The organism is Paenibacillus sp. PastF-3 (assembly GCF_029893135.1).
Lineage (GTDB): Bacteria > Bacillota > Bacilli > Paenibacillales > Paenibacillaceae > Paenibacillus_AQ > Paenibacillus_AQ nitricinens.
Genome location: NZ_JARXWM010000002.1, coordinates 320795 through 340884, shown reverse-complemented (window position 1 = coordinate 340884; position 20090 = coordinate 320795). Strand labels below are relative to the sequence as shown.

Sequence of the window (20090 nt, the reverse complement as noted above, 5' to 3'; positions counted from 1 at the left end):
AGGTTATCACTTAAACTGCTCTTAGGAGCAGTTTTTTTGTGTTCTACTAATAATCCCGATAACCAGTAAAGTAATCCGCCATCGGGTAGAGGCCTGACTTCCAGGCATAGTACGATGAACACAGCGATTATGAATCGTATATTGTTTTGGTTTACTTGAGAGGAGAAGGGGATTTCATGAAATACAGACTGAGTATTATGTTTCTTATCGTACTTACAGGGATGATATCGATAGCCGCATTTAATCCGATTATTGGCCCGCTTGCCCGAAATTTGGGACTTAGTGATTTTCAATCAGGATGTTTGGTATCGGTAGCGGGACTTTGCTGGCTGATCGGAGGATATTTCTGGGAAAAACAAACATTCATGAGCCGAAAATGGCTGCTCGCTTCGATTATGTTCGTCTATATGGCAACACTAGTCATTTTTGCATTGCTGGCTGATTATGCAGTACATGCTGAGAGCAAAACCAGCCTATTTTGGAGTTTCTTTATCCTTCGTGCAATCGCCGGCTTTTTCTTTGGAGGTATTCCGGCATTAGCACAGGCTTATGTTATGGGCTGGAGTACAAAAGAGACCCGTACTCAGGGAATGGCATTATTCGGTGCAGCCAATGGACTTGGCTTCGTAGTAGGACCTGCAATGAGCGGAGGAATGGCTTCGCTGGGACTCACCTCGCCAATGTACGCCGCAGCGATATTATTATTCACCTTAGCTATTTTGTTTCTAGTGTTTATTCCTAAAGAAAAGAATATCGAGATTGAACGGCAGGCGATTTCACTTTCACCCAACGACAGACGGATACGCCTCTATTTATGGATTGGACTTTTGCTATCGTTTGCGCTGAATATCGTGCAGGTTACTATCGGATTTTTTGTGCAAGACAGCCTTGGATATAGCACCCAGCAAGCCACTCAGTTAATTGGAACGGGTCTGGCTATCTCTGGAGTAATGGTGGTGCTCTCGCAAATTGTGATCAGCAAATATCTCAAATGGCATCCTAAAAAGGTGCTGCTCGTAGGGCTATTATTTGTGGCTTTGGGTCTGCTAGGTTTGTTATTGTTTATCAGATTTGCTTATGTGGACTTTACATTCTTGGGAATCGGCATCGGCTTTACATTGCTTGGCTACAGTGCCGGTGCTTCAATGGCGGTTCAAGACCATGAGCAAAGAAGCGTTGCTTCCTTTATTGCGGCCCTACAAGGTGGCGGATCATTCATAGGTCCAGTTATAGGCACAGCTTTATACACCGCTAATATGGCACTTCCTTATTCTTTCTGCGTGCTGTTGATTGGCATTGTAGGTATCGCGAATTTGAAAAATAGATCAGCAGATCGTGTGGAGAGTTGTTAAATAGAATGGCTGCTCCTAGAGTAGATTCGAAGCTGTCGAGGGAGACTCGACAGCTTTTTATTCTGCAGCTTTCTGCTGGCAGCGGCTTATGTAGAAAATAAGGAGAAAGAGTTTTTTACCTCGTAACTGCCTTCCAATTAATAGTATAATAAGAACTCGTAGGAGTTATTTGAATAAAGTTGTAGAGATGTTATCTAGAATAACTTTATGCGAATACATACTCATATTTGAGGAATAAGGAGATGAGAGCATGACTGTAAAGACTACAGCGGAACAAATCCGCATTATCGAATATGATCCTTCTTACGCTAAGGCGGTCGCAGAAATGTGGAACCGTAGCAACGAAAGCTGGGGAGGAGGCACCAATCAGAGAACAGAGGATACCGTGCGCCGCGAGATGGAAATCTCGTCCAATCTGAATGTGTTTCTCGCCGTTGATGGTGAGGAAGTGGTCGGCTTCTGCAGTTTTGCTCATTACCGTCAAGACGAAGGAGCTTTGTATGTTCCGCTGTTGAATGTGCGACCTGATTATCACGGATACAAGGTAGGTCGTAACCTGATTTTGAACGCTGTTCGCCGAACAGTTGAAGCGGGCTGGCCGCGACTTGATCTGTTTACTTGGGCAGGTAATACGAAGGCCGTACCGATGTATAAGAAATGTGGATTCTTTTGGGAAAAAAATGAGGATTACGTCCATCTGATGAACTTCATTCCGACGGTTCTGCAAACGGAAGCACTCGCTCCTTATTTTGAGCAGCTGGATTGGTATGCAGATAGCACCCGTGAACTGCCCATTCAGCCGGATGGTCGCCGGGAGCGTGGTTTTGATTTCTTCGATTACACTTGGCAAAAGGGAGAACTTTCCTTACGTACAGAATTCGAGAAGACCGGTCGCGGCTTGACGGCTCTTGATACACCTGACTATGAAATCTCCACGGAGATTGACGATCACGATCTTGTATTCGGTTCCACCTACAAGATTCGCTATCACATCAAGAATCGTTCGGCGTCTGATCTGGCTATTGAGATCAAAGGCCAAAATGACAAAAATATTCGTTTTGCCTTGTCTGCTGCACCAACACTGGCGCCAGGAGAAACAGTTATTGTAGAAGGTGAGTTCGAGCTTGATCCGATTCGTGAAGAGCAAAACGACAAGAAGACTCACCCCGTGGTTATGAGCAAATGGATCATCGGTGGCAAGCGCGTTGAGTTCCGTATAGGTGTTACTCCTAAATTCCCGCTGAAAATGCTGATGGAGTTGCCAACACGTGAGCTGTATCCGGGTCTTCCCGCTGAGATATATTTGAATGTTGAGAATAATTTTGCAGCGGAAGCGGAATTTTCTTTTGATTTGCCAGAGGAAGAATTTTTGACGTGGGCGGATCGGGCAGTGAGCTTCTCGGTTCCAGCTAAAGGTAAGGCTTCCATCCGGGTGCCCTTTACCCTAAATTCATATGGCCTTTATTCACGGGATATTGAGGTAACGGCCGTTCCGGCTGGAGAGAAGGCAGTGTCCTTCATCAGCCAATTATCTGTGCTAATGAAAGGAACACATGGCCGCTTTGGTGGGGAAAACGGGGATCAGTGGGTGGCTGTAAACGGCGCCTACTCCGTACATCTTAATAATAACGATAATGGGATGTGGATTGAATATCCCGGCTCGAGCCATAATTTCTGGCTGACCCATCCGAAGTTAGGTAAACCATTCGCCGAAGAATTCTCGAAGAAACAGGCTAAAGAAGTGAAGATCTATTCCGAAGGAGAGGGCCAAGTTTTAGAGACCCTTTATGAATCGGATGAATTCCCGGGTCTGGAGATAAAAAGAGTGGCTAAGCTCTTTGCAAACGGAATCGCTGAGTTTTATAGCGAGGTATGCAATACTAGTAACCAAACGTTGGAAGAGGATATGTATCTGCTAACCAATTTCGGATTTTTTGGCAAACGGCTCATCCTGCCTTATCAGGGTCATTACGTAGACATGGGCGATTCTTATTCGGGTGATCCGGGTAATTGGGACAGCGCTCAAATTACGGAAAATTGGTTGTTTAGCAAGGAAGAAAATGTCACATGCGGCGTTTGCTGGGATCCTTCGCTGAAGCTGCTTCGTCCGGAGTATCCACTTGGTCTGGAGCATAAACTTGGTCAAATCTCTGCTGGAGATGTCGTACGAACAAAGACACTGGTGTTCGCTTTAAACACCTTCCTGAAGTGGTCGGATTTCCGCACCTTTGCACGGAAGCAGGTGGATCCGATCACACCAGTGTTGGATGATCATCTTGAACTAACACTCGGTGGTGGAAATCCGTTTGCGGCGGATGCGCTTCATGCGGAGTTAATCGAACGAAAGATGACTTCGCTTAATGGAAGCCTCGAACTGTATGTCCAAACGGATAGAGGAGAGGAGCAGAAAGTCGCTGAGATGGAGCTGCAAAGAGAGCAGAATCTGCACTCCGCGGGCTTTGAGATCTCACCTGAGGAAGTGGAATCTTCTTTAGAACACAGCCAATCAGGACAGAAGGTTCGAGTCGTCTATCGTGGAGAGGATCGTATTCAAGAGCGAGCAGGCCTCTGGTTCCCACAAACGGAAACAGCAGCCGTTATCTATGGCACAGAAGAGGGACCGGCGGGGCCTATTTACACTGTGAGCAACGGAGTTCTTTCTATTGCAGCTGCTCCTGATTTCGCCAGTGTTGTGCATTCCCTGAAGCACCATGGAGAAGAATGGCTGGATAGCTCCTATCCGGAAGCAGCACCACGTTCCTGGTGGAATCCTTGGCACGGTGGACTCGGTGTGGGGATTTCAGGTATAGGTGGATTTAGTCGGTTGGAGGAGCCAAGAAGCGCAGCTTGGACCGAGAAAATGGATATTCAGGGCAATGTATGGAAAGGATTACGTATCACTACTTCGATCGAGAAGCAGGAAAAGAACCGAGGAATTGTTGTTAATCAGCATTACCTTATGCTCCCAGGTGTCCCTGTGCTCTGTGTGTTGCATTCGGTGACCAATAACAGCGGAATGACCCTGCCGAATTATTCGTTGTCGGAGGAAAATTATATCAAACCTTCACCAGTTTATGCCGAAGGATGGATGGAATTCTCCAAGGAGGGCAAGTTCTTATTAGGCACGGTTGAAACCTATCTTGAGGCCAAGGGACTCTTGCGAATTGGTGCAACTTCGCGTAAGGATATGCTGCATATGGTGAGCAGTCATCCGAATCAGAGTGCCTCGGCGTATGTGAACAATAAAGTATTTAATCACGGGGTGCATCATCATCTTCTGCTTCTAAATGGAGAAACCGTTTGGACACAGCCGTCCTTCCTGATCATGGGAGAACTCGCTCTGAATTCAGAGGATGTCCGCAGTCTTTTGAAGCTGACCTTTGCTAGACCTATTGACGAAAAGGAGATCTTAAATGCCGATCATTGATATTCACATTCATCTGTCGGACATCGACAGCTTTCATCAAACAGCACAGGATCTCTCCAAAGTCGATTACACTGCTGCTGGTCTCAAAGCGGAGTTTGATAAGAACGACGTTGTTCTCGGTATTGGAATGGGGGTCACGGAGCAGACGAAGGGAGCTTTCCCTGACTCTACTTCCCCTAATCCGATGAGCCTTGACTTGGAGGATACTGTGCCGCCTTTCTTAATGGAATGCGTGGGGATCAATCCGAACATGCTCGGAGGAAAGGATGCACTAGAGGAGCTGGATCGAATTGAGGCACGGCTGCAAGCTCCCGAGGTAGCTGGTATTAAGCTCTACGCCGGGTACTATCATCATTACGTTTATGACAAAATCTATTCGCCGATCTATGAGCTGGCAGCAAAGTATGGTACGCCTGTGGTCATTCATACTGGTGATACGTACTCGATGAACGGATTGCTAAAGTATGCACATCCACTTACCGTGGACGAATTAGCGTTTCAACGACGTGATGTGAATTTTATGATCTGCCATCTTGGCGATCCGTGGGTGATGGATGCCGCCGAAGTGGTGGCCAAAAATCCAAACGTCTATGCCGATTTGTCCGGTCTTGTGGTCGGTGATCGGCCTCATTTTGAACGGTTCATGAATGAACCTCTGTTCATGGATCATTTTCGCCGGGCGCTGGTGTATTCCGACCACTATGAGAAAATGTTGTTCGGCACGGATTGGCCACTCGCTCCTATTGACCTGTATGCGGAATTTGTCCGCCGACTTGTCCCTGAGCAGCACCACGAAAAAGTATTTTACGAGAATGCCTTCGCCTTATTTCCACGCATCCAGCAGCGGATTGCGGCGCTCTAAGTATTACGAACAAGAGGCTGACCCAAAAGCCATGAAATGGCTGCTTGGGTCAGCCTTTTTTTACGTAGGATATACTTAGGCTTTTTGAGTGGAAGCTCCGCGAGCGGACCGTTGTTCCAATCGCTGTGCTCTCCAGATTTTTTCATTCCTCTTAGTGGCGAAAATCTGGAGACCAAGGGGACCGCTGTCGCTTTTCCACAATCAGTCCGTTCTCTCCGCTGTTTAAGCGGAAAATTTTTTACAATTTCAATTGAAATATAACCGGAACTTCCGGCGATTTCTGCTTCGCGACAAAGAAAAAGTGACGCTAGAGGTCGGTTGGCTTTCGCCTTGCCTACAATCAACTTAAGCAGGCCGCCATCGACCGGAAATATAACAGAGCACGTCTCCAATAACCCGGTGACGTGCTCTGTTGTTGTATTATTTTTTATAGCTTTGAAGTCAGGAAGGGCTGTCTTTTGAATAAAGAGACCTACTTATGGGACAGCCTTTTGTTTTTTTGTAAAAGGATATTAACTCATCTAGCAACTCTTTAGTACATATAAGCGTCTATGATGTATACATTAACGCTGAAACAATGGGCTTGCTTTTTTATTATACAATTGTATAATGGTTTTATTACACAATTGTATAACGAGGTGAAATAGTGATGAATAACAAAATCAAACGGCTCCCCGATGCTGAATTGGAAATTATGCTGGTGATTTGGAGGGCGGAAGATTGGGTTAACTCCTCCTACATTTTGAATCAGCTGGGGGATAAGCGTAAGTGGGCACTTGCAACTTTATTGACTGTGTTGTCACGTCTAGTTGAAAAGGGCTTTTTGTTTTGTGAAAAAGAGGGACGTAGCAATCGTTATCTTGCCGCAATTTCGGAAACGAAATATAAAGAGAGCGAAGGGAAGTCCACGCTTGAGAAGCTGTTCGGCAACTCTGTGCAAGATATGGTGATGTCTTTATACAACGGAAAGGCAATCGATAAAGGTGATCTTGCAGAGCTGAGGGAAATGCTGGATAGAGTAGAAAAGGAGGAAACCTGATGATAACAAGTCTTTTTTTAGATTTTCTGGTTATTTCATTAACTACAAGTCTAGTTATTATCGGTTTGATCTTGTTAAGGCCTATGTTAAGGAGACATTATTCAGCGAAATGGAGTTATTGGATATGGTTGATTTTAACCCTGCGATTATTGCTGCCGTTCAACTTTTCCTTTACTAATCCTCCTGTAGCCATTCAAATACCAGAAGGTAAGGGGATGGCCGCAGTCTTTCAGGGTACACCTTCTCAGAATTTACAGGCTGATCCATCTGTAATCACTCAAACAGCTCAGGCAGGGAATGTAAGCCATATCCCATCAATTCTGGACATTTTAGCATTCATCTGGCTTGCTGGAGCTGTGTTATTTTTAGCGTATCATTTGCTGAGCTATTTCTTTTTCAGAAAACAGGCACTGCGTTGGAGCAATCCTTTTCTTGGGGAGAATATAGTCACCAAGCTCAAACAAGTTTCTAAAGAAATGAACGTAACAGCCTCCATTCCAGTTTTGATAAGCAGTAAAGTTCCCAATCCGATGTTAATGGGCTTTTACAAGCCAGCTTTGTTTTTGCCTCATGAACAATATAGTGATGAAGAACTGGAGTTTATCTTAAAACATGAGTTGGTTCATTACAAAAGGCTTGACATCGTTTATAAGCTGTTGTTGCAGATAGTGCAGGCACTACATTGGTTTAACCCGTTTGTTTGGTTAATGACGCGCGAAGCTGCCCACGAGATTGAGATTTACTGTGATGATACGGTTGTACGTGAGCGAGGCGCGGCCTATCGGAAGAAATACTGTGAAGCGATTTTATCGGTCATGCAAAGCAGTGCCACTCGGCATGTAGCTTTGTCAACGAATTTTGCAGGAGGAAAACACTCGATGAAGCAGCGATTCGGTAGTGTTTTAAATATGAAAGAAAAACGAAATGGAGTAGGGGCTTTTTTTACAGTCATAATGTTGGTTGGAGTGACAGCAATATTAGCTGCATGTACGAATCTAAATGGTCAATCTACAGATAAGACGCTCAAACCAGGTACGATTTATTCCTATAGCTCCAGCGGTGAACAAGTTGTTGTGCATAATGCTGGAAATGAATATTCCGTTGACGAGAACGGTAATGTCTCTGTCTCCTATCGGGAGGGGGCGATCCAAGCGCCAACGCCTTTAAAACTTGATACAACTGGAACAGAAATGGGGATGGGGAGAGGAGAGACTGGCTTTTTTATTTCCGAGGATAAAACCGCTATTGTCTATGGATTTGCAGATGGAAAAGAATCTCCACTTCAGGTATTAATCAGTGATAACATGGGAGAAACGTGGAATACCTACAACATTGAAGGTGCAAAAGGTTATGACACGAAGTTCATCGGATTTACAGACAAACAAAACGGCTGGATTGTCTCCGGAGGTTCTGCGGGTGTGGGACGTTCGTTGAATTATGTATATCTGACCTCTGATGGTGGGAAGACATGGACGGAGATTGGTAATCCTAACGATTTGTACGCGGAAAGTTTAACAGGAGCTGGCTTCTCTAGCAAGGATATCGGCTTCTTGGGGTTCAGATACTATGAAGATAATGGGCCAGTTATTTATTGGACCAAGGATAAGGGGCAGTCATGGGAAAAGCTCGCGGTGACTCTTCCGGATGTCTTCAATGATTATCAAAAAACGCCGCTTTCACCTATTTTCAATGGAAAAGAAGGGTTGTTTCCTATTCTGCTTACTAAAGAGGGAAATACAATCGGTACCATCTACCTGTCGAGTAAGGGCTACGGCTTAGAGTGGACATATGATTCAGCATATGATCAGCTTGAGGATTCTAAATAGTAACAAAAGGCTTTTAATTGTATTGAATACAGTTAAAGTGAGAATTCAGCCCTTTGTAGACGAAATAAGTGTACAGAATGCAGTTATCTCGTTAAAAAATATACGGAGAGGGGATAGCGGAACGTCGATCGACTTCCACCTCTACGCATGCAACCAGCGGCATACCCAAAACACAAGGCAGCGATTCTCCAATAAGGAGAACCACTGCCTTGTTGGTTTTACAGGTACCCCTTGCTCTGGCGTGCAATGAATGAGCTTACTTTTTCCAGCCACCGCCGCCATTCGATGAGGATTCTACATAATCTACGTTGATTTTGCCAGTGCTAGATCCGAGCTCAGTGTTGAAATTATATTGTCTGAGATTCCAATCATCGAAGGTTCCCAACCAGCTATTATCTACGATGAAGGTGTAGCGTGTTGTAGCAGAATAAGTGCCACGGATATAAGAACAGACCGCTCTTGATCCATATACACCCATTTTATAGCCCTTGGGATTTTTGGTACTGCTGTCTAATACGGATTTTATGCCTTGAAAATAAGGCACAACATTGTTTGTGATTTCTGATGAGGTCATATCACGGTCTATGGCAAAATAAATAGGAGTGCTGCTGGTTTGTCCCATATCGCTTGCTAATCCTACAGCAGTTTCAGCATCTGCAACACCGTTGGCATTCGTAAAGTGATCGAGCGATTTACTGATTTGGTAAAGGGATACGATATATAATCCTCCGTCTGATATTCGTGTCACCTCGGCTGATGTGAGACCATCCTGATAACCTTCTACACGATTCAAATATCGGCCAACAAATGTGAAGCTATTGTTTTTAAGTGTAGTTAATCTTGCCGCTGTTACATTAGTAGCAGTATCACAACCTAGAGCCATTTTATCTGCCTTCTTTCTATTTGTTTGTTCAAGGTTTGGCGCCAACCTCTTCAACAATATATGAAAAAAATTTCACAGATTCTTGGGGGAACAAGCAAATGAGGGGAAAAAGGCAGAAGGAGAGGGTCGGTTCGTTGGGGGAAAACTGATATTAAATTTACTAATATTGAAAATTTATAGGAACGTTTGGAAAAAAACTGAATCAATACAATATGAAGAGTTTATAGTTCGCTAACATGGAGGCTGGTCAATGTATGGATAAAAGATGGTTGCTAGCTCCAATATTTGTTGTATCATTGCTTACTGCTCCAGTAGCGAATGCGGCATTGCCCGCTTATTTCACTTACATTATGGATGGAGGCGGGAAAGTAACGAGTTCAGCACTAGTAAAGGATGGAATGACTTATGTTTCAGCTAGTCACTGGGAAGCGGCAGGACTTAAGGTAGTATGGGATAAATCCCATCAAAGAGCAGAGTTTACTGGATGGGGGAAAAAGATAGCCGTTCGAATTGGAAGTAAACAGGGAGTCCTCGATGGTAAGCTTGTAAACGCGGAGGGTGTTCCATTTGAGCTTAATGGCCAGCTCTATGTACCTGCACGCTTTCTTGTAAATTCATTAGGAGGAACAACGGTTAGCTGGGATGCGACGAAGAGGATATATACAGCAACTGGACTATTGAGCTTTGCAAGTGCCAGTGCACAATTCGGTGGATCTACTTATACAGTAGATAAGAAAACTGGGAGTTTATATTTAACAGATTCCGCAGGACATACTCGCTTACTAGCGAACCTCGGATCGCAGCTGTTCGATGCTGTTCAGTTCAACTTTCAGAAGACGCCAAAAGGTCTACTCTATCTAACCTTAACAGATGTTTACGGAGAACCACATATCAATAATAAATGGTATACGATTAATTGAAGATGGAACGGGTAACGTAACGGAGAAGATTGATCTGACCACACTAGGGGATATTTCGGATAATTATTTAGTGGAGGGAATGGACGAGGATTATCTGATGATACGGTCCAATCAACAAGGTTTCCTCATGATGATAGATCGTAAAACAGGGACCAAGACATTGTTGTACAAGGAACTCCTTGACGTAGAACAGCAAAAATATGCTGAAACAAACGACCTCCCTTATTATGGGGACAACCTGAAGTTCCTGAAAAGAGAAGGTGATGCCCTACTTTTTAATAATGATTATGTACAGGACGGTAAGATTTACAAATTTATGTTGGGCGGCTCATAACTTGCAGGAGGATGTTATGAAAATTTTAAACAAAAGACTTAGCTTTTGCCAATTGATTCTCTATGGCATTCATTTTGGGACGGCCATCTTGGTTGGTTTGGTGGCAGATTTGCTATTATCCCGATATAGGAGGAAGATATAAGCAAACGGAACTTCAAATATCCGCAGGTTATCATTGAAAGACGGGATCCCAAGGCTCAAGTGCCTTGGTTTTTTTTTGCTAAGAGGGGTAGTATAAAATCATGCTTAAACGGGTTATTGTTGGTCCTGGATTATGATATACATGCGGCTTGTCTGCCTTGAAGGTGATAGAATCACCAGATTTTAAGAGGTATTCGTTGTTATTGACAAGTAAAGACAATTCACCGTCAAACACGGTGATTAATTCTTCGGTACCTTCCATATGAGAATTGGCATCAAGGTACCCACCCTTGTCTATCTCCACGGTATAACCTTCAAACCGTTTACTTTCTTCAAATGGAAAAGATAGATACACTCGATATTTTCCGTTATCTTCAAGCAGTGGCTGAATGTCACTTCTTAAGATTATTCTTGTGTCAGGTTTTGGATAATCTATCAGGGCAGAAAATGAAATTTTTAAGCCATTGGCGATTTTCCAAAGAGTTGTAATGGTTGGTGTCGATTCGCCTCTTTCGATTTGACCAATCATTGTTTTGCTGACTCCAGTTAATTCCGCAACCTTTTCCAGGCTTAAATCTTTATTTTTTCTTATCTTTTTTATATTTTCCGCAATAACCAAATTTATTTCTTCCACTGTAATTTTCCTCTCTCCATTTACTTTATAACGATCGTGATATACAATAAAACGCACGTATGTACGTTATAACGTCTTATAAATGCATTATAACATACAAGTTGGAAGGGAGATATAATTTAGTGTTTGTTTCTTTGTTTTTATATGCATTTGTTGCAAGTTTTACTCCGGGACCCAATAACATTATGGCAATGACTTTTGCAAACCAAGTTGGGCTGAAAAAAACAATGAAATTTTGTTTAGGAGTGGGCACAGGGTTTTTTATAATTATATTGTTATGTTCCTACTTTAATCTACTTTTGAATAATCTTCTTCCACAAATTAAATCTATTATGGCTCTATTAGGCGGAGTCTACATGCTGTATTTAGCAGTTAAAATGATTACAAGTAAACAACCAGAAAGTGATGAAGATGGAGATAAACACAATAGCTTTATTGCGGGAATGCTTTTACAATTTATTAATCCGAAAGGGATTTTATATGGGATCACAGTTACATCTACATTTATCCTTACCTATCATTCTTCCTCCTTTACATTATTGAGTTATTCTTTAATTCTTGCATTCATCGGTTATATGGGCACTTTTTGTTGGTGTTTGTGTGGTTCTCTTTTCAAAAAAATGATATCTAAATATAGAAGTCAATTTAATGTACTGATGGGACTGTTGTTAGTGTATTGTGCAGTTTCGATAGTGTTGGGTTGAAGGATTATTAAGGGGAAATCATCTAGTTATTTTTTCACTTCTAAAGCTTGTGATAATGAGGTATTGTGGATAGATACGGGGACAAAGGAGATGCAATATGCTACCATCGCTTACATTTCTTAAACTTCAATTGGAAGGAGTTCTGCGTAATAAATTCGAGCAGGGGCATCAAACCTCCGGTTATTTAGCCAAGTTGGAAAAGCTTCCTGCAAGCTATGATGCCTATCTAGAATTCGCCCATAGCTTGGCTGTCATTCCAATGAGGGACAACTGGCCTTACTATGAGCCGAACGCTTTAGATGAGATATGGCGGGAATGTGAACCGGCACGGCCACTAGGTCAGGTCGGGATTTTGAATCTGAAGGATAGCTCCAAGCGTGTAGAGGCAGGTTTCCTTGCTTCAGTCTGTGGCTCAATGCTGGGCAAACCGATAGAGGTTAACCCCAGCTTGTCAGAATTACGTCAAGCGTTAACTTCTGTAGGGGAATGGCCACTGAATGATTACATTTCTGAAGAAATTCTCCATGCGCTGGATCGTCGTCATTGGTCTTGGTTTGAGACAACACGGGGGCGAATTCGTTATGTGGCACCTGATGATGATATCAATTACACATTAATGGGAATGATGGTGCTAGAACAATTCGGTGATCGTTTTACGAAAAGAAACTTAAGAGATTTATGGTTAAATCATCTTCCGTTAAGTACAACTTGGGGTCCGGAAAGGGCAATTTTGATGCGATCAGGCATTAGTTATTTGGAACATGATAAGGAACTATTCAATCATTCTGAAATAGAGGCTTGGCCTGATTTTATGGTGCAGGGTACGGAACTGTGCGGTGCGGCGATTCGTGCAGATGCTTATGGATATGCCTGTCCTGGTCAACCTGCTCTGGCTGCTGAGCTAGCTTGGCGGGATGCGAGTTTTACTCATCGCCGGACCGGCATTTACGCCACGATGTTTATTGCTGCTGCGATTGCTGCTGCTCACGTGCTGCGCGATCCCATTGAAATAATCAATACGGCTCTGCAGTTCGTTCCTAAAAGAAGCCGATTTTACGAGATTACTAATGATTGCCTTGAGATGGTAGCGAATGCAGATGACTGGCTGGAAGCGTATCAGAGTATTAACCAGAAGTATGCAAATTATTGTCACTGTGAGGTTTATCAGGAAATAGGAACCTTAATTAATACCCTGCGCTTTGCAGATAATGTTGGCGATGGAATATGCAAGCAGGTGATGCAAGGCAACGATACGGATAGTTTCGGGGCAACGGCTGGCTCTCTGCTTGGGGTTTATTTCGGTCCTGATCATTTAGAATCAAGATGGCTTAAGCCTTTTCAAGATCGGATTCATACGGGGCTTTCTAATTTTCATGAGCAAAGTCTTTCTTGTTTGGCGGAGCGCATGGGGCGTTTACCAGAGCTGCTGCATTCCGGTCGATATCAAGTTCAACCTAGTGAGCTCTATGTGAACAAGAATACGGATCTCGATACATAATAAGCTTACAAAAAAATCCACAGCAATGTATGTTGCTGTGGATTTTTTTGCTTTTTATTTTTTGAATTAGAGATGAATAATTCAATCGTGCTTTACAAAAACTTTATTCGATTAAGTCACAACTTTGCCAAATCAGGAGGGGTCGTTATCAAACCATTTATCGTAATAGTAGCGCTATTACTTGTTACAGCTTGTTCGGGTAATCAATCAGCCAACAACCAAATGACTACTCAACAAACGAAGGTTGGACATCATGCTGGCAAAACAGCTACAACGTCAAACTTGACTCAAGCGTCTTCTATTTCCACAGAGAATGCAGGCAATTCAACGATTAAGACTAAACAAGTACCCGGTGATGTATCGAAATGGCTGGATGGATTTATCCGTACTACTCCACCTACAGGTGGTACAACAGCGGATCAAACTACTTATCCGCAAACTTCCGCTAAGCCACAATATTCTGCTAATCCGCAACAATCGGCCAATCCACAATATTCTGCTAATCCGCAAACCTCCACCAGTTCATCGGCATCTGTGCAGAAGGTGTTGGAATTGGTGAACAAAGAAAGAACAAACGCAGGCTTGAAACCCCTTAGTTTGAATAGTGAGCTGTCGAAAATGGCTTTGGCCAAAGCGCAGGATATGTCCGACAACAATTATTTTGACCATCAGTCACCAACTTATGGATCTCCGTTCGATATGATGAAGGCATTTGGGATCTCCTATAATACAGCAGGGGAAAATATCGCCAAAGGCCAGTCGAGCCCGGAAGAAGTAATGAATCAGTGGATGAACAGCCCTGGTCACCGTGCCAACATCCTGAATAGCTCCTTTACTGAAATTGGAATAGGATACTACAACAGCGAGTGGGTTCAAGAATTTATTGGTTAGTATGATCAGCAATATAAACAACATATGTTGTACAGTTAATTTTAAAAGCCCATGTCCAAAGACATGGGCTTTATTTATGATTCACTATTTCGTCTGGTTTCTGCCGACATGCTCGGATGGTTGACCTTGCGATGATGGAGGTTGCTGTGGCAACCATCTTTGAATCACTGGCCATATTAAATAAGTTATTGTGCCTACAATCAAGAAATTAAAGATGAGGCGTTCGGAAGGGCTCATTACACGAAACGAGGCCGTTATATTACGATAAGATTCTTGTAAGCTAAAGATTGAAATGATGTCAAGCAGAAAGATAAGTCCTAATCCTAAGAAAAGTAACAGTACAGTTATGAAGAATATTTTCATACCACTTCCCCCTGCCTTCATTGTTATCTTCCAATAATATTTGCTGCTAATGGGCAGAATAATCACGCAAAGCGCAGCAAATAATGGAGAGAAAGGTGAAGGGGCATGGCAATGGATGGAAATGCAAGTAGTAAAAGTACTGGAAGCAATCCGCAATGGACTGTCCCTTCAATACCGATTGATTCAACAGAATTAAGAGTCAATGTAGAGCAGATTCGCCAAAAGACAGGGAATAGTGGAGATATAATTATTCGTGAATTTACGATAGGGGGCTCGGAGGAGGAGCTTCAAGCTGCAATTATTTATGTGGATGGCATTGTTAACAATACAACCATAAATCAATTTGTAATGGAAGTCTTGCTAAACGTCATGCTGAGTAGTGAACAAAGGTCATTAAATGATCTGGTCCAAGTCATCACAGATAAAATTGTTCCTATCGGTGGTCTGAAGACGCTTGTTCAATGGGATGAACTTTATGATGCTCTGCTGTGGGGGCAGACCATTTTATTAATTGATGGATCGAATGAAGCCCTAGCAATTGCTACATCGGGCGGTGAATTTCGCGCCATCGATGAGCCTGGTACGGATACCTCAATTCGAGGATCTCGTGAAGGGTTTGTTGAAAGCTTAACAACCAATATTTCGATGGTTCGGCGGCGCATAAGAAATCCTAATTTATGGCTGGAATCGATGACGTTAGGACAAGTTACACATACCAGGATAGCAATCATGTACATAAATGGGATCGCGGATGATGCCATTGTTGAAGAGGCGAAGCGACGTCTACGCAAGATCAAATTGGATAGCATTCTGGAATCGGGATATATTGAGAAAATGATAGAAGATCAGAGGTTCACTCCGTTTCCGACGATCCTACCTACTGAACGCCCAGATACCGTTGCTGCTAATCTTTTAGAAGGTAAAATTGCAATTTTGGTGGATGGAACCCCCTTTATGCTAATCATCCCAGCCGTTTTTAATCAATTCTTTCAAATTACAGAGGATTCTTATCATCGGTATGACATTAGTGCGGCGTTGCGGCTGTTACGAATCGTTATGTATATCATTTCGTTGATTGGACCTTCTTTCTATATCGCAGCAACAACCTTTCATCAAGAAATGATACCGACACAGTTAGTGATATCGCTTGTTTCACAGCTAGAAGCAACGCCATTTACTGCTTTTGTAGAAGCGCTATTAATGGAAATTATTTTTGAGATTCTACGTGAAGCAGGTGTTCGCATGCCAAAAGCGATTGGATCAGCAGTATCCATCGTTGGAGCACTTGTCATTGGGCAGGCAGCTGTACAAGCAGGTTTAGTGTCAACGGCAATGGTTATTGTTGTTTCACTTACAGCTATCTCAAGTTTAGCGACACCTGTTTTCTCCATTGCTGTATCCGCGAGATTGTTACGTTTTCTCCTCATGATCAGCGCAGCAACGTTCGGTTTCTTTGGAATGATTCTTACCTTGATTATGATCATTGCACATATGTGTAGTTTACGTTCATTTGGTGTTCCTTATATGGCTCCTTATAGTCCGTCGATGCATGCAAAGAATGATCAGGTTCATGCGGCTTTACCGATTTGGATGAGACATTTGGTTCCTAAATTAATGAAGAGGCCTACAACAGAGCAAGTGGGTGATCCAGATGAAGCGTAAATTAGCAGGATTTTGGTTGTCGATGGTTATGATTGTTCTGCTTACGGGATGTTGGGATAGTCGAGAGCTAACGGATATTGGTTTTGTGGTTGCGATGGCGATTGATAAAGGTGAGAAGAAAAACATTCGGGTTACGGTTCAAATTGTTAATCCCACAAATGCTTCAAGTACACAAGGTGGGAGCAGTCCAGTACCCTTACCTCCAACCACATATTCAGCAGAAGGAAATAATGTATTTGATGCCACTCGTGTTCTTTCGAAAAACCTTTCTAGGCAATTACATTATGGTCATTCGTTAGTTCTCTTGGTAGGTGAAGAATTGGCTGAAACACAGGGGATTAAGAAACTTTTTGACGGTATTGAGCGGGATAGTGAGTTTCGTCCTTCCGCTACAATGGTTATCGCGAGGGGAACGACGGGAGAAGAGATCATTAAACAACCAACAAGTCTCGATAATTCACCTGCTATTAAGATTAAGAAAATGGTAGCTGATACCGAGAAAGCATTTGGCGAAACTATTGATGAAAAAATATACCAAGTCATTCAAGCCATCGTTTCATCGGGTAAAGAACCGACCATTACTGGCGTTCAACTCGATCTTACAAATAAAGAAGATAAGATTATGACTAATGGGATTGCTACTTTTAAAGACGGGAAATTAATGAGGTGGCTAGACGGGAGTGAAAGTCGTGGATTCTTATGGGTGTTAGGCAGAGTTCGTTCGACATTGTTAACCATGGCTTGGAATGGGCAGCCACATACAATCGGGATCGAGAATATACGGTCCAAATCATCATTTCATTCAAGCTTTGATAAATTCGGTAAACCAATAATTGAGGTGAAGATTGGCGCGGATGCAAATATTGGTGAGGTTGATGTCCCCATTGATATCACTAACCCTAAATTGTTCTTGCAAATTGAGCGTCTGTACACACAAGCCGTTCATGATGAGGCGCTAGCCACGATTAAATTAATGCAACAGCAAAAGTCGGACATTTTTGGATTCGGTGAAGTGCTGCATCGTGATTATCCTAAGCAATGGAGAACGTTGAAGCGGGATTGGAATGATGTGACCTTCCCAACAATTGAAGTACAAGTGAAAGTGGAGGCTTATTTGCGTAATACTGGATTACGGAATAGAACCATATTGGAAAGTATCGATATTAGTAGTTGAATCCATTTTTTATAGAGAGGAGGGAGGATATTGGAAAAAGCAAAGATCAGTCCCCGTCAACTGCTTATCCTTGTATTAATTTTTGAAATCGTGAGTGCGATTATCTCCGGATTTGGTGTGGAAGCCAAACAAGATGCATGGATTACCGCAATCCTAGGGATGCTCGGGGGCATTTGTTTATTTCTGATCTATCATCGATTGTCACTATTTTATCCGGATCTTCCGCTCACGGAGTATGCAAAAAAGATATTAGGACCTGTAGTGGGACGTCTCGTCGCCTTGTTATATGTCGTTTATTTTTTGTTTAATGGGAGCTTTGTAGTCCGTGATTTTGCTTCAATGGCTGTATCCTTTGTGTTTATGCAGACACCCTTTCTCGTAATTATTGCTTTGATGCTGTTCACGGTTATGTATGTCGTTGGAAAAGGGATAGAGGTATTGTCGAGGACTGCGGAGCTTTTTTTTGCGGTGTTATTTCTCGTTTCTATTACCGTTTTAACTTTGATTCTTACGTCAGGGAATGTAAATCTTCAAAATGTAAGACCTGTGCTTGAAGAGGGGTGGTTAACCGTGCTGAAGCAATCGATTCCCGGCACCGTTGCATTTCCTTTTGGTGAGATTATTGTGTTCTTGATGTTGTTTCCCTATGTAAATAAGCCACGCAAAATAAAGAAAACAGTGATCACAGGCTTATTGATCAGCGGATGTTTTATTGCGTTTGTTACCCTTTTAAATGTGTCTGTCCTCGGGGCAGATCTATTTACAAGAACACAATATCCATTGCTGACTACCTCGCAGTTAATTGAAGGTCGTGCTTTTCTGGAACGCCTTGATGCATTGTTTCTCGTCACGGCCATTGTGGGAGGTTTTTTTCGGCTCGGCATTTTCTTATATGTGACGCTATTAGGTACGGCAACCTTGTTCGGAATTCCATCCTATCGTAAATTAATTATCCCTGTAAGTATGGTGATGTTCATTTGCTCCCTTGCGATAGCTGGCAATAATGTAGAATTTATCTATATAGATATGCGTATCACTCAGTACTATCTCCAGATTCCGATGTTGTTTATCATTCCACTCATACTTCTAGTGATGGGCTGGTTTCAAGAGAAGAGGAACCTAAAATCTGCGAAATAAAGAGCTATATTATGCTGAAAGATTCTATAAAGATCAAACGAATATTGCGCGTATGCTCTTCAAGCTTGAAAAGAAAGGCTCCAAGTTCAATTTCAGTGTAATCGATGACCTTGATTAAAAATTGGATCAAAACTGTTGATTTTTATGCTTCTTCATGTGGAATCGAATAAATGTGACCAACAGAATCAGAAGGAACGGCAGGATGTAAGCCAAATTAGTGATCAAGGGCCAAGTAGTGTTCACGATTTCTGTAAGCTCAGATTCTTGTGTGTAAGTTGTCACAGACAGCAGAAGGCAAATAAAAGCAAGCGGGAAGACAATCAGTTTTTCATTTTCTAATCTCAGAAGCTCCTTCATGACTTTAATTAGAATAAGCAGCAGGATTGAAGCCTTGAAATAGAAGCCAATAATCAAGGAAAAACCGATCACGGACTCGACCCGCTCTATCGTTTCCTGAAAATAAATTAACCTCGCCAACTGGTACAATGAATATTTTAAGCTGCCGGACAGGGGTCCCAGTACCATAATACTGCTAATGACAGAAGTAATTAACGTCAGGGCATTTATGATGAGTGCCAGATACATTTGTTTTCCTAGCTTTGATTTATCTTCTTTATGCACAAAAGGTAAAATTATGGAAAAAACGATTAGCTCGGAATAGGGAAAGCCATAGACTACATATGCAGCACTTAGGATAGGTCTAACTCCATCAGGCATGATGGGCAGCAGGTATTCGGGATGATACAAACCTGCTACGAGAATCCAGACCAAGATAATAAATCCGAACATTAGAGACATTAAGACCGCGGCCATACGGGCAATTACTTCGATGCCAGCGAGTGCCGTCATGGCAATCGTTATAAAAAACATCGTATTTACCGCATAAGTAGGCGTTTCTTTTAACATCGTACTTTTGAAAAAGGTACCAATCTCAATGACAATTCCTGCGACATTCCAAAACAAAACACATGTGAAAGGAAGTAATAGAACGAGAGTCAGTCCGTTTCCAAGCACAGCGCGGCTTTGTTCCACAAGTGATAGCTCCGGCGCTCGTCTATTTAAATAGAGAATACCGGTTAGCAGAAGCATTCCTATGGCCGAGGCAATGATGAGAGAAATCCAGGCTCCATTGCCAGCAAAATTAGTTAGTGAAGCAGGGACGATGACGATTGAAGAACCTGTCATAAAGAAGAGAAACAGCATGGACATTTGGATAGAGCTAACACGTTCTTGCTTATTCATA

At 42.6% G+C, this 20090-nt stretch carries 18 protein-coding genes; 13 read left to right on the top strand and 5 right to left on the bottom strand.

Annotated features, from left to right (window positions below):
- Positions 1-176: 176 nt before the first annotated feature.
- The 3 genes from M2444_RS05550 (at position 177) to M2444_RS05540 (ending at position 5641) form a co-directional block, all read left to right on the top strand.
- Positions 177-1352 (top strand): MFS transporter, encoded by a 1176-nt coding sequence (locus M2444_RS05550; protein ID WP_280786475.1) that lies wholly within the window; start codon positions 177-179, stop codon positions 1350-1352.
- A gap of 250 nt (positions 1353-1602) precedes the next feature.
- A complete protein-coding gene (locus tag M2444_RS05545) occupies positions 1603-4779 on the top strand; it encodes a GNAT family N-acetyltransferase (protein WP_280786474.1) in 3177 nt (1058 codons plus the stop codon).
- On the top strand, positions 4766-5641 hold the full coding sequence (locus tag M2444_RS05540) for an amidohydrolase family protein (protein ID WP_280786473.1): 876 nt from the start codon (positions 4766-4768) through the stop codon (positions 5639-5641). Before M2444_RS05545 ends, M2444_RS05540 begins: the two co-directional genes overlap by 14 nt.
- Here the strand turns inward: M2444_RS05540 and M2444_RS05535 are convergent.
- Positions 5638-5985 carry a hypothetical protein gene (locus M2444_RS05535; protein WP_094869291.1) on the bottom strand — a complete coding sequence of 116 codons (348 nt, stop codon included), beginning with the start codon at positions 5983-5985 and terminating at the stop codon, positions 5638-5640. The genes M2444_RS05540 and M2444_RS05535 overlap by 4 nt on opposite strands.
- A 305-nt stretch (positions 5986-6290) precedes the next feature.
- On the opposite strand from M2444_RS05535, the gene M2444_RS05530 reads away from it, so the two are divergent.
- The gene (locus M2444_RS05530) at positions 6291-6680 is read left to right on the top strand and encodes a BlaI/MecI/CopY family transcriptional regulator (RefSeq protein ID WP_094869292.1); all 390 of its coding nucleotides are present in this window, start codon (positions 6291-6293) and stop codon (positions 6678-6680) included.
- Positions 6680-8506 (top strand): M56 family metallopeptidase, encoded by a 1827-nt coding sequence (locus M2444_RS05525; RefSeq protein WP_280786472.1) that lies wholly within the window; start codon positions 6680-6682, stop codon positions 8504-8506. The genes M2444_RS05530 and M2444_RS05525 overlap by 1 nt, the downstream gene beginning before the upstream one ends.
- Positions 8507-8762: 256 nt before the next feature.
- Here M2444_RS05525 and M2444_RS05520 read toward each other — a convergent pair whose 3' ends face one another.
- Positions 8763-9389 carry a glycoside hydrolase domain-containing protein gene (locus M2444_RS05520; RefSeq protein WP_280786471.1) on the bottom strand — a complete coding sequence of 209 codons (627 nt, stop codon included), beginning with the start codon at positions 9387-9389 and terminating at the stop codon, positions 8763-8765.
- Between the two features lie 254 nt (positions 9390-9643).
- Between M2444_RS05520 and M2444_RS05515 the strand changes: the two genes are divergently transcribed.
- Positions 9644-10309 carry a copper amine oxidase N-terminal domain-containing protein gene (locus M2444_RS05515; protein ID WP_280786470.1) on the top strand — a complete coding sequence of 222 codons (666 nt, stop codon included), beginning with the start codon at positions 9644-9646 and terminating at the stop codon, positions 10307-10309.
- A gap of 97 nt (positions 10310-10406) precedes the next feature.
- Positions 10407-10643, top strand: a complete 237-nt coding sequence (locus M2444_RS05510; RefSeq protein ID WP_280786469.1) for a hypothetical protein — start codon at positions 10407-10409, stop codon at positions 10641-10643.
- A gap of 220 nt (positions 10644-10863) precedes the next feature.
- Here M2444_RS05510 and M2444_RS05505 read toward each other — a convergent pair whose 3' ends face one another.
- Positions 10864-11418 (bottom strand): helix-turn-helix domain-containing protein, encoded by a 555-nt coding sequence (locus M2444_RS05505; protein ID WP_280786468.1) that lies wholly within the window; start codon positions 11416-11418, stop codon positions 10864-10866.
- A gap of 122 nt (positions 11419-11540) precedes the next feature.
- Here M2444_RS05505 and M2444_RS05500 point away from each other — a divergent pair, with 122 nt between their 5' ends.
- The 3 genes from M2444_RS05500 (at position 11541) to M2444_RS05490 (ending at position 14511) form a co-directional block, all read left to right on the top strand.
- Positions 11541-12122 carry a LysE family transporter gene (locus M2444_RS05500; RefSeq protein WP_481857460.1) on the top strand — a complete coding sequence of 194 codons (582 nt, stop codon included), beginning with the start codon at positions 11541-11543 and terminating at the stop codon, positions 12120-12122.
- A 97-nt stretch (positions 12123-12219) separates the two neighbouring features.
- On the top strand, positions 12220-13620 hold the full coding sequence (locus M2444_RS05495) for an ADP-ribosylglycohydrolase family protein (protein WP_280786466.1): 1401 nt from the start codon (positions 12220-12222) through the stop codon (positions 13618-13620).
- A gap of 87 nt (positions 13621-13707) precedes the next feature.
- On the top strand, positions 13708-14511 hold the full coding sequence (locus M2444_RS05490) for a CAP domain-containing protein (RefSeq protein WP_256989746.1): 804 nt from the start codon (positions 13708-13710) through the stop codon (positions 14509-14511).
- A gap of 84 nt (positions 14512-14595) precedes the next feature.
- Here M2444_RS05490 and M2444_RS05485 read toward each other — a convergent pair whose 3' ends face one another.
- Positions 14596-14874, bottom strand: a complete 279-nt coding sequence (locus M2444_RS05485; protein WP_280786465.1) for a YczF family membrane protein — start codon at positions 14872-14874, stop codon at positions 14596-14598.
- A 105-nt stretch (positions 14875-14979) separates the two neighbouring features.
- Between M2444_RS05485 and M2444_RS05480 the strand changes: the two genes are divergently transcribed.
- The 3 genes from M2444_RS05480 to M2444_RS05470 are packed head-to-tail and all read left to right on the top strand — an operon-like array spanning position 14980 to position 18847.
- Positions 14980-16536 carry a spore germination protein gene (locus M2444_RS05480; protein ID WP_280786464.1) on the top strand — a complete coding sequence of 519 codons (1557 nt, stop codon included), beginning with the start codon at positions 14980-14982 and terminating at the stop codon, positions 16534-16536.
- Positions 16526-17710 (top strand): Ger(x)C family spore germination protein, encoded by a 1185-nt coding sequence (locus tag M2444_RS05475; protein ID WP_280786463.1) that lies wholly within the window; start codon positions 16526-16528, stop codon positions 17708-17710. The genes M2444_RS05480 and M2444_RS05475 overlap by 11 nt, the downstream gene beginning before the upstream one ends.
- 30 nt (positions 17711-17740) lie before the next feature.
- Positions 17741-18847, top strand: a complete 1107-nt coding sequence (locus M2444_RS05470; RefSeq protein ID WP_179281545.1) for a GerAB/ArcD/ProY family transporter — start codon at positions 17741-17743, stop codon at positions 18845-18847.
- Between the two features lie 126 nt (positions 18848-18973).
- Here the strand turns inward: M2444_RS05470 and M2444_RS05465 are convergent, their stop codons facing one another.
- Entirely contained in the window at positions 18974-20089 is a 1116-nt protein-coding gene (locus M2444_RS05465; protein ID WP_094869303.1) for a GerAB/ArcD/ProY family transporter, read from the bottom strand.
- Between the last annotated feature and the right edge of the window lies 1 nt (position 20090).

What these genes read in the sequence shown, in the direction of transcription:
- M2444_RS05550 (WP_280786475.1), top strand. Translation starts at nt 177, where the DNA reads ATGAAATACAGACTGAGTATTATGTTTCTTATCGTACTTACAGGGATG.
- M2444_RS05545 (WP_280786474.1), top strand. Translation starts at nt 1,603, where the DNA reads ATGACTGTAAAGACTACAGCGGAACAAATCCGCATTATCGAATATGAT.
- M2444_RS05540 (WP_280786473.1), top strand. Translation starts at nt 4,766, where the DNA reads ATGCCGATCATTGATATTCACATTCATCTGTCGGACATCGACAGCTTT.
- M2444_RS05530 (WP_094869292.1), top strand. Translation starts at nt 6,291, where the DNA reads ATGAATAACAAAATCAAACGGCTCCCCGATGCTGAATTGGAAATTATG.
- M2444_RS05525 (WP_280786472.1), top strand. Translation starts at nt 6,680, where the DNA reads ATGATAACAAGTCTTTTTTTAGATTTTCTGGTTATTTCATTAACTACA.
- M2444_RS05520 (WP_280786471.1), bottom strand. Translation starts at nt 9,389, where the DNA reads ATGGCTCTAGGTTGTGATACTGCTACTAATGTAACAGCGGCAAGATTA.
- M2444_RS05515 (WP_280786470.1), top strand. Translation starts at nt 9,644, where the DNA reads ATGGATAAAAGATGGTTGCTAGCTCCAATATTTGTTGTATCATTGCTT.
- M2444_RS05510 (WP_280786469.1), top strand. Translation starts at nt 10,407, where the DNA reads ATGATACGGTCCAATCAACAAGGTTTCCTCATGATGATAGATCGTAAA.
- M2444_RS05495 (WP_280786466.1), top strand. Translation starts at nt 12,220, where the DNA reads ATGCTACCATCGCTTACATTTCTTAAACTTCAATTGGAAGGAGTTCTG.
- M2444_RS05485 (WP_280786465.1), bottom strand. Translation starts at nt 14,874, where the DNA reads ATGAAAATATTCTTCATAACTGTACTGTTACTTTTCTTAGGATTAGGA.
- M2444_RS05480 (WP_280786464.1), top strand. Translation starts at nt 14,980, where the DNA reads ATGGCAATGGATGGAAATGCAAGTAGTAAAAGTACTGGAAGCAATCCG.
- M2444_RS05475 (WP_280786463.1), top strand. Translation starts at nt 16,526, where the DNA reads ATGAAGCGTAAATTAGCAGGATTTTGGTTGTCGATGGTTATGATTGTT.
- M2444_RS05465 (WP_094869303.1), bottom strand. Translation starts at nt 20,089, where the DNA reads ATGAATAAGCAAGAACGTGTTAGCTCTATCCAAATGTCCATGCTGTTT.